This is a genomic window from Pseudomonas putida, from assembly GCF_001976065.1.
GTDB classification, from domain to species: Bacteria; Pseudomonadota; Gammaproteobacteria; order Pseudomonadales; family Pseudomonadaceae; genus Aquipseudomonas; species Aquipseudomonas serbica.
Genome location: NZ_MNAH01000001.1, coordinates 1,011,482 through 1,025,869 on the forward strand (window position 1 = coordinate 1,011,482; position 14,388 = coordinate 1,025,869).

Below are 14,388 nucleotides of genomic sequence, written 5' to 3' on the forward strand. Positions count from 1 at the left end.
CATGGACTTCGAGGATTTGAATTGGTGGCTTGAGCGGGCAGAGGAGTGGGTGTCATGGCAGAAAAAGGATACAACCTAAACGTCATCATCAAGGCCATTGACCGTGTAACTGCTCCACTGCGCGGCATCATGAGCAAAGTTCAGTCGGCCAGCGCGGGTATCGGCAAAGCATTTGATCGTGCTGGGCTGCCGATCTTCACGCAAAGTCTCAAGAACGTTGGCGGTGCCATTGGCGGCGTCGGCAGTGCGGTCGGTGAAAGTCGCGACAAGTTGCTGGGGTTGGGGGCCGCATTGGGGATAACCAGTGCGGCGATCGGCGTCTTTATCAATGGATACGCCGATGCGACAGGTGCGATTGGAGACACTGCCGAGCGTACCGGCATCAGTCGTGAGCGGTTTCAGGAACTGGGCTTTGCCGCCAAGCTCACCGGATCTTCATCCGAAGTTCTGGCAGGTGCGCTGCAAAAGATGAACCTCAACGTTGGCGCCGCAACCAAGGGTTCGAAAGAGCTCAAGGAAATGTTCGCTGGCCTGGGGATCAATATTCGGGACGCGGGCGGCAAGCTGAAAAGCACGGATGCGCTGTTCGACACGTTCGTCGATCGCATCTCGAAAATTAAGAACCCGTCGCTCCAGGCCCAGGCCGCAGTAAAGATCTTCGGCAAGAGCGCGACGGAACTCCTGCCGCTGCTCAAGGGGGGCAAGGCCGGCATTCAAGAAATGGCGGATGAAGCCAGGCGCTTGGGCGTCGTTATTTCTGATGATGCTGTGCGTGACGGCGAGGCCTTTGGCGACATCCTGGATACGCTCAAATCTGCCCTGGGAGGCGTAGGCAACATTATCGGTGCGGCTCTGGTTCCAGAGCTGAGCAGAATGTCGACCTTGCTGACCGAGACCATCGTCAAGTTCCGGCCTCAGATTGAAGCCTTTGCAACGAGCTTTGCCAAAAACCTTCCCGGCAACATAGAGAAGGTAACCGGATTTCTGGGGGACTTATACGACGGGATTCAACCCGTCATACAGGCCGTTGGCTGGTTGTCCGACACATTCGGCGGTGCCAATGTCGTGCTCGCCGCGGTGGGAGCGTACATCGGCACGGGTCTTGTAGTGAGCCTTTTCAATCTCGCTTTGGCCTTCAAGGGGGTGGGCGTTGCCATCGCAACGACGCCAGTGGGCTGGTTCCTGGCGGCCATCGCCGCGATTGCTGCAGCGGTCTACATCATCTACGACAGTTGGGACGAGATCGGTACCTGGTTCACAGACAAGTGGGACGCCGTCAAGGTCGCCTTCACGGACGGTATTGTGAACGGCCTGGTGAAAACCTGGCTTGAATTCAACCCGGTCACGCTGATGCTGGATGCTTTCAATGGTCTGGTGAAGTACCTGACGGGCTGGGATCTGGGTGCGATTTTGAGCACAAAGATGAAGGAGGCCGTCAGCTCCATGAAGGCAGCGCTTCCGGATTGGGCGGCGAAAATGCTCGGCATCGAGCTCTCGGCTTCGGATACGGCTGCGGACCCGACCCAGGCCTCTACCGATGGCGGTGACTCTGGATCGTCGCGCATGCTGCCTGAGTCCGAACAAGAGAGTCCGAGCAGGCCTCCACGCAACCCGCCTCCATTTGAACTCGATGTTCCGCCGCTCGCATCTGCTGCCAGCGATATCGGTCGGCGTGCCGCGCGAATTGGTGGCGAGGCAGCACGGGCCGCACCCGTAGATCCTCAAAAAGTCCTGGTAAGCGTCGACTTCAGCAACATTCCCCAAGGTACCAAGGTGAAAACCGAAGGGAGCCCAGGTGCGCAGTTCGACACGAACCTTGGCTTCTCTATGGCTTCGCCGACATAACCGGAGCTCCTCATGGGCTGGAGAGACAACTACCGCGCCGCGAGCTTTCGCGGCGTTTCCTTTTATGTGGAGTCCGCTGAAAGCAGTCATGGTCGTCGCCAGGCGGTGCACGAACACGCACAACGCGATGTCCCCTACACCGAGGATCTCGGCCGCAAGGCGCGGGAATTCTCAGTATCTGGGTATGTGATCGGCGAGGAGTATCAAACCCAGCGCGATGAGCTGATCAAGGCCTGTGAGCAAACAGGCCCGGGAGTTCTGGTTCACCCGTACCGCGGGGAGCTGACTGTGGTTTGTCGGGGCCTTGGCCTTAACGAAAGCACCAGCGCCGGCGGCATGTGCATGGTGACGCTGACCTTCATCGAGGCGGGCGAGGCTTCCTATCCTTCGGCAAAACTCGACTCCATCAATGCAATCAGTGCAAAGGGGAATGCGGTCACCGAAGCAGCAGAGGGAAGCTTTATTTCCAACTTCCTGACCAAGGGGTTCCCTGCATTTGTTGCTGAAGCTGCGGCGAGCAACCTCGCGGAACTCGGCGAGTTTTTGAGCTCACCAGGATTCAACCTGACGGGGGACCTTCAAGCCGCGTCGGACTTTTACCTGCAGGCCCGGGGGATTGCTGCCGACGCTTACAGCCTGGTGCAGCAACCCGCGCAGATGGTCAGTCGAATAGTCAGCGTTATCGGGTCGATTCGCTCGGCCTTTGGTGGGAATGCCTTCGGCGTGTTGACCAGCTTGTTTGATCGATCGCCATCTAGCTATTCCAGCAGCACTGCGACTGCGAGTCGAAAGCAACAGGCTTCGAATTTCTTGGCGTTGAATTCGTTGGTGCGCCAAGTCGCGATTGCGGAGGCCGCGAAGGCCGCCGTGGTGACGCAGACTCCCGTGATTTCAACCAGTTTCAGCTCTTCGGGATATACAGGGGCGGTCGGTGGAAGCGCGCTCGTATCGACAACACCAACCGTATACGACAGCTATCAGGAAGCCATCGTTGTCCGGGAAGCGCTGGTTGATCGCCTGGATGCAGAGAGCGAAACGACCGCGAGCGATTCGGTTTACATGGTGATTTCTGATCTTCGAACCAGTGTGGTTCAGGCTGTTCCAAGCCAGGAGCAGGACCTCCCGCGTCTTGTCCAATACGTCCCATCGGCGACATTGCCGTCGCTTCTGGTTGCATATCAGTTGTATGGCGATGCCGGGCGTGCCGATGAAATTGCCAAACGCAACAGTCCGCGTCACCCAGGCTTCCTGATTGGCGGAAAACAGCTCGAGGTATTGGCAGATGGATGATCTTGAGCTGCTGGTGAATGGCGTGAACTACGCAGGCTGGGAATCGATTGGCGTCACTCGCGCTATGGATGCGGCAGCGACCGCTTTTACTGTCACGCTTACCGAGCGGTGGGAGGGCGGTAACAGCCTCCCCGCTCAGGTCGAGCCCTGGCCGATCTTGCCGGGCGATGCGTGCGAGGTTCGTCTCGGTGGTGTGCCGATGGTTATCGGATACATCGACATCTTCCGACCTTCATTCAGTGCCGATGATCACAGCATCAATGTGCAGGGCCGCGATAAGGTCGAGGACCTGATCGATTGCAGTGCAGTTCACTCACCAGATGAGTGGAAAAATATTGACCTGCTCAGGTTTGCCCAGGCTCTGGCCAAGCCGTTCGGCGTAACGGTCGTGGCTGACGTTGATGTGGGAGCACCGTTTGCGGTGTGCAAGCTGCAGCAAGGCGAGACCGCATTCAAAGCGATTGAGCGATATGCCCGGCAGCGCCGCGTGTTGCTGATGCCCAATGGTGCAGGTGGGTTACTGATCACGAGAGCGGGTGCTCGCCGCGCGCAAGTGGCATTGGTTCAGGGCGAAAACATCAAGAGTGCCAGCGGCACGATCGACCACAGCCAGCGATTCAGCAACTACCTGGTCAAGGGGCAAGCCGGTTACAGCCTTGACAGCGATGGCGAGACGGAAGCGCACATCGAGGGTGCTGTTACAGACAGCGGGATCAAACGCTATCGGCCGATGCTGTTGGTTGCCGAAACTGGCGGGACCGCTGGCGGGCTCAAGGAGCGCGCGACCTGGGAGGCCAACAGCCGCATTGGAAAGTCGGCGGGGGCCAGCATCACCGTACAAGGCTGGCGCCAACGGCCGGGCGGGCCACTGTGGGAGCCAGGGCTTTTGGTCAACGTGCGATCGTCCTGGCTTCGCATGGATGGTGAAATGATCATTCGGCAAGTCACGTACGAACGTGGTGAAGGCGGGACCACGACGAAGCTGGACATCGTCAGTCCGCAAACCTTTGCACCAGAACCTCCCGACGGGAAGGCGGCCACGAAAGGGAAAGTTGCCAAACGCAATATATGGGCGGAAGCCATTGGCGAAGAGGAGCCACCGAAATGAGTGATGCGCTCCGGGAACTGGGCAATCGAATAATGATGATGTTCGGCCGCGGAGTGGTTCGCGGTGTGGACGATAGCGGCCCACGGCAGCGGGTGCAGGTCGAACTGCTCAAGGGTGAGTTGCGCGACGACGTAGAGCACATGCAGAACTACGGCTTCACCAGCCACCCGAAAGGAGGGGACGCGGCCGTGGCCTTTCTCGCCGGTAGCCGGGATCAGGGCATTGTCCTGGTGATCGACGACCGTCGGTACCGGATTGCTCTGCAGCCTGGTGAGGTCGCCATCTATGACGATCTCGGTAACAAGGTGGAGCTGCTGCGCGACATGGTGAAGGTCACAGCAGTACAGAAAATTCAAATAGACGCGCCCGCTGGTGAATTCAACATCGATGACTTTGAGATCAACGGTGCAAGCCTCAAACACAACGGCAAAAACATTGGCAGTACCCACGTGCACGGCGGGGTCCTCGTCGGCGGCGCGAATACAGAGGAGCCTGCCTGATGACCGATGCAGCAATGGTAATGACCGAGAACGGCGGCGATCTTGTGCTGGCGGGCTTCGACCTGGCGCGCGACGACGGGCTTGAGACCGCCGTGATCATCAGCCTGTTCACCGATCGCAGGGCAGTTGCTGAGCAGATCCCGGTGGAGCTTCCGCAGAACGACCTGCGTGGTTACTGGGGCGACATCAGTAGCGCCGTGCCGTCAGATCAAACCGGGTCGCTCTTGTGGCTTCTCGCCCGAGAAAAACAGCTTCCTGCAATCCTTGGTCGAGCCCAGCAGTACTGCCGGGATGCGTTGGCCTGGATGCTTGAGGACCTGGTTGCCACCCGGATCGAGGTGACTGCCGAGTTTGTTGCCCAGGGGTGGATGCTGATCCTCGTCGACATCTATCGGCCGTCCGGGTCACCGGTGCGCTATCGCTTCAATTATGAATGGGCGGCGCAAGCCGCGAAGAGGGCTAACTGATGCCATTTGCTCGACCAACATTGACCGAGCTGATCGACCGGATAATCACCGACATCAGCAGCCGGGTGACTGGCGTCGGCAGCGCGACGCTGCGCCGCTCTCTGCTCGGCATCCTTGGCCAGTCGTCTGCTGGTGCGGTTCACATGCTTTACGGGTACTTGGAGTGGGCGGCCAGGCAATCAATCATCGACACGGCCGAGGCGGAGTACCTGGATCGCTGGGCGGCCATATGGAAAGTGCCACGCAAGACTGCGGCCTTTGCTGTCGGTGAGGTCGCTTTTTCGGGAGCAGCTGGCTCGACGATCCTTGATGGGACGATTGTGCAGCGCCAGGACGGGGTCCAGTACAAGATACTGGGTGACGCTGTTTTTTCAGGCGGCCCCTTGATTGTTCCGGCTCAGGCGGTTGACTCCGGGGAGTCGGGCAACTTTGGTTCCGGCCAGCCGGTGTTCCTGTTGATGCCTATCGCAGGCGTCCAATCCACAGCGACCACTTCCACCGAGTTTGAAGGTGGTGCGGATGTCGAGTCGGATCCGCGACTGCTGGCCAGGCTACTTGCACGAATTCAGAAGCCACCGCACGGCGGTTCAGCTTCGGACTACGAACTATGGGCGCTGGAGGTTTCCGGCGTGACCAGGGCTTGGGTCTACCCCCTGCAATTGGGGCCAGGCACGGTGACGGTGTTGTTCGTCTGCGACGATGATGACGACATTATCCCCACGCCGGCAAAAGTTGCCGAGGTGCAGGCTTACATTGATGCACGTAGACCTGTGACAGCGGAGGTTTTCGTCGCGGCGCCGATTGACGAGCCTCTCAATATGTCGATCAAGCTTTCGCCAAACACTGTGGCCACCCAGGCAGCCGTGCGCGCCGAACTGGCGGACCTGATCGTTCGGGACTCGAAGCCAGGCGGAACAATTCTTATAAGTCGCTTGCGCGAGGCGGTCTCGCTGGCTGCTGGTGAGGCGGATAACGCAATTGTTGCGCCAACAGCCGACGTCACGCGAGCAACCGGGCACATGGCGACCCTCGGAACATTAACCTTCTCCAGCCTGTAGGAGGCTAAATGCCAACAGCTGCCGAATACAGGGAGCAGCTGAAAGCGCTGCTCCCGCCCGGGCAAGCATTCCCGCGCGACCCAGGCACATCGCTTCATGACCTGCTTGATGGGATGTCTCTGGAGTTGGCCCGGGTGGATGGCCGTGGGTCGGCATTACCGCTCGAGGCAAACCCAACCACGACCAACGAGCTGCTCGGCGACTGGGAGCGGGTTGCGGGTCTGCCGGATAAGTGCTCAGGCTCGCTCGAAGAGACCATGCAAGGTCGCCGCAACGCGCTGCTCAGCAAGCTTGAAAGCACTGGCGGTCAATCGGTTCAGTACTTCACTGACTTGGCTCAGTCACTGGGCTATTCAGTAGCGATAGATGAGTTCAGGCCATTCCGTGTCGGCTCTTCGGTTGCTGGAGAAGCGCTGACAAACGGGCTTTGGGCATTCGCCTGGTACATCCAGGCGCCGGAAGTCAGTCCTGTTGATTTCCGTGTCGGCCAGTCTGCCGTCGGCGAGCCGTTGAAGGCGTGGGGCAATGACACGCTCGAATGCAAAATTACGCAGTTCAAGCCAGCACATACCATACCGATCTTCGCTTACGGACATTACGACCCGCTTCTTGATGGCGAGTTGATAGATGTCCTGGGGCACTGGCATACCGAGTCCTGGACCGAAGCAGGTTAAAAACTTTCCAATTCCGAATGCCCACCGCCGAGTGGGCTTTTTTTCGTCCGGAGAAATTATGAGTGTCACATCGGATCTTGCTCGGCTGTCCTTAACGATTGACAGAGCCAACGAACTGCTGCTGTCTGACAAAATAAAAACTGTCGATGTTGGCGGCGGGGTTCAGCGCCCAACTAATGCCAAGGTGATGGCCGATTTTGCAACGCAATTGGGCGGCGCAATGCCTTATACGACCGTAGCCTTAGGGCTGGTCGGGACCGTTTCAGGTGCGCTATTTAGCGTCCTGTCATCCGAATCGGATGAGTACGTCATTATTTATGAAAACGTTGCCGGTGCGGCAGTGGAAAGGGATCGCTACCCAAACGCGACAGCCACCCAAAGGGCCAGCGAGCTGGCTGAAACTGCGTATGGTTTGGCCTACCCTCAATCCTTGGATGAGGATTATCCATGGGCGATCCTCGATCAGTACTTCAAAGCCATTCTCGCGATCAAGAAAAACGGCGCTGTGCATGCTGTCTTAGACAGGCTACCCGGGCTTGACCTACTGGGCGAGTATGTGTGGGCCATTACTGATACCAATGGCGTGGTGCTGCTTGGCATAAAATGGTCCGGTGAGGTTGTCATCTATGGCCTGAGTACTGGCGCGGTCAGTGCTTTTGCGGATGGGCCTATCGGCGGACAGGATATCTGGGTACTTGTCGACGGAGTGCCGTACCAAGTCACCTCCAGCGGTGACAATTTTTCTCCGCAAGTGTCCGGTGATCGTCTCAGTTATATCCGTCGCAACGGCCCCATTTCTTCGGTGAGCGTTGATGTGCCGCTGGCGGGTAGCGTGGCTACGTTTGTCACCACCCTCTTGCATATCGTCAGTTCAGGCCAGTCGCTGTCGATGGGTGCAACTGCCACGGCCACGACACTGCAGCCGCCTGCAGCCAATCGCCTGCTGACCCTTCAGGATGGGGTTCGCCTGACTAACCAGGACGACACGCTCACGGCGGAGATGGTGGCGCCGTTTAAGCCCCTGGTGACCAAAACCACTGAACTACCGGCAGTCCAGCTGTCTGCGCAGCTGAATCGATATCGCGGCATACCGAGCAACGCCGGACTGTTAACCAGTTGCCACGGACGTAGCGGGTATGCGATTGCCGCGCTGGGCAAGGGCACGTTGCCATATACCAACTCGATCACCGCGGTGACCAACGCCAAGGCCGAGGCAACTCGCCTTGGACTGAATTACCGAGTCCCATTTGTTGACTGGGTCCAGGGCGAGAACGACGCAAACCGAGCCGCTGGCGTCTACCTGGCAGCGCTTCTCCAGTTGCAGGCCGATTACGATACGGACATTCGCAGTATCGGCGGACAGTCACAGACGGTGCCTCTGCTGCTCGATCAGATCAGTAACTGGACGATGTACAGCACACCGACCAGTTTCGTACCGCTTGAGCAGCTGCAGGCGGCGCTTACTTACCCAAGCCGCTTCTATTGCGCCGGGCCGAAGTACTGGTTGCAGACCAATACCGATGGTATTCACCTGACAGCAGAGAACTCGATGCGTCTCGGCGCCATGCATGCTCGTGCCGCCCAGGCAATCATCGCTGGAGCATCCTGGAAGCCAACTCATGTGGTGTCCGCCTCAAGATCTGGCACCGTGGTGACGCTTCGTTTCCATACCCCGTCCGGCCCGCTCGTCATTGACACTGTAGGCGTATCGGACCCTGGCAACCTCGGCATTCGCTATGTCGACGATTCGGGCGTTGCGACCATCCAAGGCGTTCGGCTCTTGGGCAACAACACTGTTGAGGTCACGCTGAGTGCGGTGCCGTCTGGCGCCAATCCATTTATTGGCATTGCTGACATCGGGACCGTGGGCGGTGCTGGCGGCCCGGTTACCGGTCCTCGCGCTTGCTTGCGAGATAGCAGTCCTGATCTCGATGCCTACGGGCAGCCTGTATACAACTGGGCTTGCCACCAGCGTATCAACGTACAAGCCGCGTAATCCAACCAATTAAGGAAATGAACATGGCAGGACAGATGATTGTTCTCCCCGGCGTAACGGCTGCTGCCGGTGCCGGGGCTCCTCGCGTCAACATGAACACCCCGGACACCATTGCAGCGAAGATCGCTACCCTCAAGCATGCGCTCGGCGCGCGATCGCTCTCCGCAGCGTCTGGCGGCGGGGTAGTGGGTCGCTGCCGAGTGACGGGCGTCTCACTAGTCCCGAAAGGTAGCGCGGCGGTTAACTTGGCAGTGGCAGAGATTGCTGGACGCTTGGGTCTGGGCATCAATGGAAGCGGATCTGCCGGCCTTGCGCTCCCAGCTGGTAGCCTGACCAGTTCGTTCACGTTCGTCACGGCGGTAAACCTGAACGCCACGGACGCGGCCGGGACTTACCCAATTAACTTTCTGTCTGGGTTCGACCCGTCTGACGTGTATATCAGTGGGCTGTTGAGGGCCTATGGTGCCGCTTCCTCTGTGTTCCCAGGCAAGATGGGTAGCAATACAGGGACCACCGGTACTTGGGCATTCCCCACATCACCGTCGGCGGGCTGGGCGATCGTGGTTGTTGACTACAACAACGCCACCCGCGTCATGTCTGTTTCTATTAACCAGGCATCCAGCTTCACCGCCGCGACTATGCCGGCCAACTATGCGCCGGCGGCAGGCTCGTATGTCGAGGTCGGCTACCACATCGATGCTTCGAGCATTCGGAACTCGAAGTTGGGTGACCTTTACACCTTCAGCGACTCGTTACTGAAGACTGACCTAGGTAAGACCCAGTTGGCAGAGCTGGTCGCGGCACTGAAGACTTATTACGCGATCGCCTGAATGTAACGAAATCAGCACGCAGCCGCCTTGAGCGGTTTTTTTGTGCCCGAAGTTTGTGTTTTCGGGGGCGCATTCAATTTCTCAGCCCTGGGCAAACCTGCCTCAGGCGCTTTCAAACCCACGGGGTATTCACATGCATCGGATCGACGGCCCAGGCGCCACGGTAGATGGACTGTTCACCGAAGGTAACCCGGCTGCGGGCGTGCCGGCGACAGTGGTTACGGCCGCCTGGATGAATGACATTCAGGAGGAGCTGCTCACTGTCCTATCCTCAGGCGGTGTCGTTCCCGTAAAGGGCGTCCAGGATCAGCTTTTGAGAGCCATCCGGACAGTGTCCACTGGCGCCGTAGGAACCGCCACGAATCTGAAAATGACCGTTCCCACTGCATCTGCGAGTGCGACCATCACTGCGGATCAAGTCGTCGTTGGCGCCAGTCTGGGCGGGCAGGCCTATCGCCTGTCGTCTTACAGCAAGACCATCAACCTGGCCACGACTGGCCCGGGCGGGATGGACGCTGGCACAGCGCCGGCTAATGGGTATGTTGCGCTCTATGCGATCTATAACCCTGCCACTGGCGCGAGCAATATTCTGGCGACCAATGCTACCTTGGCAATAATGCCGCCGGTATATGGGGCCGCGCCATACCCAGCGGGTTATACCGCGTCCGCATTGTTGGCAGTTGTCCCGACTAATGGGAGCCTTCAGTTCAAAACCTGTGTTGTAAAAGATAGAACGGTTTATACAGTTCTGAATACAGCATCTACTGGTAATTCTAACGTATCATTGGCGCCAATCTCCCTTGCTTCTTGTGTTCCGCCGAACGCGAAAGAAGTTTTTGGTGAGATGCAGCTTGCAATCAGCTCGGCTGCCAGCATAACAATGACCATTGTTGCTGATTCTACGTTGGTAGGGCAGCAAAACATCTCTTGTGTTTCTGGTTCTGCTGGCGGCGGCGTTACTGTGAACTATGCAAACGTCGTATTGACTGTGCCGCAGACTATCAGCATGGTCACGAATACATCTGGCGCTGCTCATTCGTGGACTGTGTATGTAACGGGGTATAAAATATGATTTATGTTCAACTGGATAGCAATGACAAGGTTGTCGCGATGTTTTCGGCTCCTCAGGATCCCGAATATTGGCCAGGGATTGTCGAAGTTGAGGAGGATGATCCGCGATATAAAGCATTCTTAAATCCACCACGCGATCTGCTCGCTGACCAGTTGGTTGCCCTTCAGAGCCGAACGCAATTATCTATGGCTCAAAAACTTGCCCTGGGCGATCGGGTCGGCACATTGAACGATGCAATTGAGCTGGAGATTGCTACGCCCGCCGAAGAGGCAGAACTTGTCACCCGATCATTGCAATTGAAAATGTGGAAAACATATGGTGTTTTGCTCGGTCGCGTTACGAGCCATGAAGGTTGGCCTGCGCTTGTTGAGTGGCCACTTCAGCCAGCTGACGGGATTGACCTAGCTAACTCGGAATTCGTACCAAACTAAGTTCGGAAGAATACTGGAGGAAAGAATGCTGATCACGGCTCAAAAATTACTGCAGGTACTCCCAAACGCCGGCCAACAAGCCGGCGTTTTTGCGTCTGCGCTGAATCTCGCCATGGAGCGGTTCGAGATCAACACCCGCTTACGCATGGCGGCGTTCATCGCCCAGGTTGGTCATGAGTCCGGTCAGTTCCGGTACGTGAAGGAGTTGGGCGGCGACCAGTACCTGAGCAAGTACGATACCGGCACGCTGGCTAAGCGCCTGGGGAATACGCCGGAAGCTGACGGTGACGGCCAGAAATACCGCGGGCGCGGCCTCATCCAGATCACCGGGTACGACAACTACCTGGCGTGCAGCAAGGCGCTGTTCGGCGACGCTCGCTTGCTGCGCACCCCTGAACTGCTGGAGCAGGCCGAGTGGGCTGCGAAGTCGGCGGCGTGGTTCTGGAGTTCGCGGAACCTTAATGCCCTGGCTGATGCTGGTGAGTTCAGCGCGATCACCCGGCGCATAAATGGCGGCTTAAACGGCTTAGCCGAGCGCCGTACCTTCTACAACACCGCGCTGAAGGTGCTGGCATGACCACTATCTGGCTGCGGATCCTTCCTTACATTACTGCGCTGGCGTTGGTAGTCGGCGCGCTGTTCGGGGCCTATCACCGCGGCGTAACGGTTACGGAGGCAAAGTGGCAGGGCGAGTGGAATGCCCGCGACACCCGTGACGCAGTCGCCAATGCGCGAAACGAAGCTACCGAGCGCACAAAAGAACAGGCCTACCAACACTCAATCGATAAGGCGGTTCAAGATGGCCAACAGATCATTGACCAAGTTACAGCTGATGCTGCTGCCGATCGCGCTTCTTCTCACGGGCTGCGCGGGACAGTCGACGACCTTACCCGTCGACTCGCAGCCAGTGAAGCCAGCGGCCATTCCTGCGCTGCCTCCGCAAGCAAGACAGCTGCCCGCTACGCCACTGTGCTTGCCGACGTGCTCAAGCGCGCTGACCAGCGAGCGGGCGACCTGGCTGCAGCTGCTGACCAAGCCCGCTCTCGAGGATTGATCTGCGAAGAGGCGTATGACGGGTTGAGGGCGGCGCCTTAATCCCTTCACCGCATCGGCCTACGCGCTTTGGGCAACCCTGCTACTGATCCGGCTCCGTTTAATCCACGTCATTGAAGGCTTCTCAATAAAGACATGTATTAGAAGTGATGCCAAGTACGCGCAAACTGTAGCTGTCGCTATCGAGGCATATGTGCCGAATCCGTGATCTACTAGCACGTACATAATTGCGTACCCAAACAATGCGTGAACTACATAAAGTGGATAGCTGATGTCGGAAAAGTGAGAGAGTACCTTGTTTTCTTTGATGCTATTTCGAAACAGGAAGCAGATGTAAAATACGACCATCGCAAGAATATAGCCGATTATCCACTGTATTATATAGGTTGCGGGTTCGGCCACTCCCAACCAAAGAGCTAGAATTAATGCAAATACAGTAGTCTGTAGGCCCCAGAATTCCTTTATGGCTATTTTTTTGTTTAATAGCGAGTAATAGGCTGTCCCTAGCAGAAGCAATAACCCCGCTGCAACCTGAACACCCATAAGGTAGCCTTGGGTCTTAAATGTTAAGGTCGATGCGGCCGCTATAGCCAATGCTGTCGCAATGTATTTTTTTATGTCGAACTCTAAAACTTTTGCTCCAAATACGCACATTACCAAGTAGAAGTAAATTTCAACTTCCAGAGTCCAACTGATTCCGTCAATTCTATCTACTCCCAAAGGAGCACGCGTAATCACGCCAAAGTGCGCGAGCATATCCCCGATGGAAAACATGAAGGGCCTGTCTGTGTAATATGAAAGGCCATATAGGGAAAGCATTACAATGCAAAATCCAGCTATGTAAACTGGATAAATGCGGATGGCGCGCCGATATAAAAAGCCAAGCTTGGTGTCACTCCTCAATGAAAACGGAATCACAAGTCCACTTACGATAAAAAATACGCCTACTCCGAACTGTCCAAAAACAATGCAGTAATCAGAAAGTACCGATAGTGGAAATTCTAAGCTAGGAAAGTTCTCTAGCTTAGGCACTTTCATTAGGTCGGAAATTCCAGGATGCATTACCCAGAAAATCCCAATGTAGTGGGATACCAGCACGGCTATCGCGCCAACACCTCGAAGGATGTTGGCAAAAACAATTCTTTCGGTCGTCATGTACATTTCCGACATGGGAGAAGATCGGCGCCAAGATTACCATTTGCCGCTTGTTCGGTCGCGGATTCGGATGGACGAAGGGATCCTGACGATCGCCACGTTTCCTTCAAGGCTGTGCCTGTTTGCCCGCTTGCAACTGGCGAATGATCCGTTCTTTTTGATCCAGGACCAATGTCAGGGTCCGGATCTGGGCAAGTTGCTCGGTGGTCTCTGCTTCCAGGTTTGCCATCCACGTCCGCTTCTTTTGGAGTTCGGTCGACAGCTGGTCGTTCATTTCCACCAAGGTGGAAATATTTTCCTTTGCCGCCTGCAGCTGACGTTTTAGATCCTGGACGTCTTCCTCGAGCATGCTTGCGTAATGCTTGACGGTTTCGAGCCTGGTCGGGCTGCCGAGCCATTCGCTGGTGTCTTCGATTTCGTAGGGATCCACGGTCGCGCCTTACACATACTGTTTGGATATACAGTAATTGAGTTGCGACGTGATGGCGAATGCTGGCGACGGAATGCCAAGCCGATCACTCCGGAGTCATCATCACCGCGAGCGTCATTTTGATGAACTCCTCATTCTTGTCGATGGTGTCCAGGGCGCCGCGGACGTTATCGGCAACGTCGGCCGCGCCGTGTTGTTCGACCCAATTGGACAGTTCCATGATGGCGGCTTCCAGGGCGAGCTGGTTTTCGTTGATTTTGAAGAGCAGGGAAGGGAGTAGGTCAGAATTTGGCATCGCGAAATCTCCGTGAAAATTTCAGCGTAGCAGCCTCTTGAAAAAAGCGACGAGCGGTAGACAGGACGCCTGAGAAGGGAGTGAAGCTTGTACCAATTTTTGTACCAATGACCGTGTAAAGCAGGTCAAATCCGGGTATGCCAGAGTAGGCAAGTGCCCGGATTCATTGACTATTGTTACTTTG

General features: G+C 56.8%; 16 protein-coding genes. 13 read left to right on the forward strand and 3 right to left on the reverse strand.

All coding sequences use genetic code 11. The features are described from left to right. Positions 1–54 precede the first annotated feature (54 nt). The 13 genes from BKX96_RS04715 (at position 55) to BKX96_RS04775 (ending at position 12,366) form a co-directional block, all read left to right on the forward strand. Positions 55–1,845: a phage tail tape measure protein gene (locus BKX96_RS04715; RefSeq protein WP_077182880.1), complete on the forward strand. Its 1,791-nt coding sequence runs from the start codon at positions 55–57 to the stop codon at positions 1,843–1,845. Between the two features lie 12 nt (positions 1,846–1,857). Next, on the forward strand, positions 1,858–3,135 hold the full coding sequence (locus tag BKX96_RS04720) for a DNA circularization protein (RefSeq protein ID WP_077182881.1): 1,278 nt from the start codon (positions 1,858–1,860) through the stop codon (positions 3,133–3,135). Then, entirely contained in the window at positions 3,128–4,243 is a 1,116-nt protein-coding gene (locus BKX96_RS04725; protein ID WP_077182882.1) for a phage baseplate assembly protein, read from the forward strand. The genes BKX96_RS04720 and BKX96_RS04725 overlap by 8 nt, the downstream gene beginning before the upstream one ends. Then, positions 4,240–4,743, forward strand: coding sequence for a phage baseplate assembly protein V (locus tag BKX96_RS04730; protein WP_077182883.1), 504 nt, complete (start codon positions 4,240–4,242; stop codon positions 4,741–4,743). The genes BKX96_RS04725 and BKX96_RS04730 overlap by 4 nt, the downstream gene beginning before the upstream one ends. Continuing rightward, entirely contained in the window at positions 4,743–5,210 is a 468-nt protein-coding gene (locus BKX96_RS04735) for a phage GP46 family protein (protein ID WP_077182884.1), read from the forward strand. The genes BKX96_RS04730 and BKX96_RS04735 overlap by 1 nt, the downstream gene beginning before the upstream one ends. Beyond that, positions 5,210–6,268, forward strand: a complete 1,059-nt coding sequence (locus BKX96_RS04740) for a baseplate J/gp47 family protein (RefSeq protein ID WP_077182885.1) — start codon at positions 5,210–5,212, stop codon at positions 6,266–6,268. Before BKX96_RS04735 ends, BKX96_RS04740 begins: the two co-directional genes overlap by 1 nt. An 8-nt stretch (positions 6,269–6,276) precedes the next feature. Beyond that, positions 6,277–6,942 (forward strand): YmfQ family protein, encoded by a 666-nt coding sequence (locus tag BKX96_RS04745; RefSeq protein WP_077182886.1) that lies wholly within the window; start codon positions 6,277–6,279, stop codon positions 6,940–6,942. A gap of 58 nt (positions 6,943–7,000) precedes the next feature. Beyond that, positions 7,001–8,938, forward strand: a complete 1,938-nt coding sequence (locus BKX96_RS04750) for a hypothetical protein (protein ID WP_077182887.1) — start codon at positions 7,001–7,003, stop codon at positions 8,936–8,938. A 23-nt stretch (positions 8,939–8,961) separates the two neighbouring features. After that, complete coding sequence (locus BKX96_RS04755; protein WP_077182888.1) at positions 8,962–9,768, forward strand: hypothetical protein; 807 nt, start codon at positions 8,962–8,964, stop codon at positions 9,766–9,768. A 133-nt stretch (positions 9,769–9,901) separates the two neighbouring features. Further along, entirely contained in the window at positions 9,902–10,840 is a 939-nt protein-coding gene (locus BKX96_RS04760; protein ID WP_082240453.1) for a hypothetical protein, read from the forward strand. Continuing rightward, a complete protein-coding gene (locus tag BKX96_RS04765) occupies positions 10,837–11,271 on the forward strand; it encodes a tail fiber assembly protein (protein WP_077182889.1) in 435 nt (144 codons plus the stop codon). The genes BKX96_RS04760 and BKX96_RS04765 overlap by 4 nt, the downstream gene beginning before the upstream one ends. Positions 11,272–11,296: 25 nt before the next feature. Continuing rightward, positions 11,297–11,848, forward strand: a complete 552-nt coding sequence (locus BKX96_RS04770) for a glycoside hydrolase family 19 protein (RefSeq protein WP_077182890.1) — start codon at positions 11,297–11,299, stop codon at positions 11,846–11,848. Next, positions 11,845–12,366, forward strand: coding sequence for a DUF2514 family protein (locus tag BKX96_RS04775; RefSeq protein ID WP_077182891.1), 522 nt, complete (start codon positions 11,845–11,847; stop codon positions 12,364–12,366). Before BKX96_RS04770 ends, BKX96_RS04775 begins: the two co-directional genes overlap by 4 nt. Before the next feature lie 18 nt (positions 12,367–12,384). On the opposite strand, the gene BKX96_RS04780 is transcribed toward BKX96_RS04775, so the two are convergent. From BKX96_RS04780 to BKX96_RS04790, 3 genes are all read right to left on the reverse strand, one after another. Beyond that, positions 12,385–13,479, reverse strand: a complete 1,095-nt coding sequence (locus BKX96_RS04780; RefSeq protein WP_077182892.1) for an acyltransferase family protein — start codon at positions 13,477–13,479, stop codon at positions 12,385–12,387. A gap of 106 nt (positions 13,480–13,585) precedes the next feature. Next, a complete protein-coding gene (locus BKX96_RS04785; RefSeq protein WP_077182893.1) occupies positions 13,586–13,909 on the reverse strand; it encodes a hypothetical protein in 324 nt (107 codons plus the stop codon). A gap of 85 nt (positions 13,910–13,994) precedes the next feature. Next, a complete protein-coding gene (locus BKX96_RS04790) occupies positions 13,995–14,204 on the reverse strand; it encodes a hypothetical protein (RefSeq protein WP_077182894.1) in 210 nt (69 codons plus the stop codon). Between the last annotated feature and the right edge of the window lie 184 nt (positions 14,205–14,388).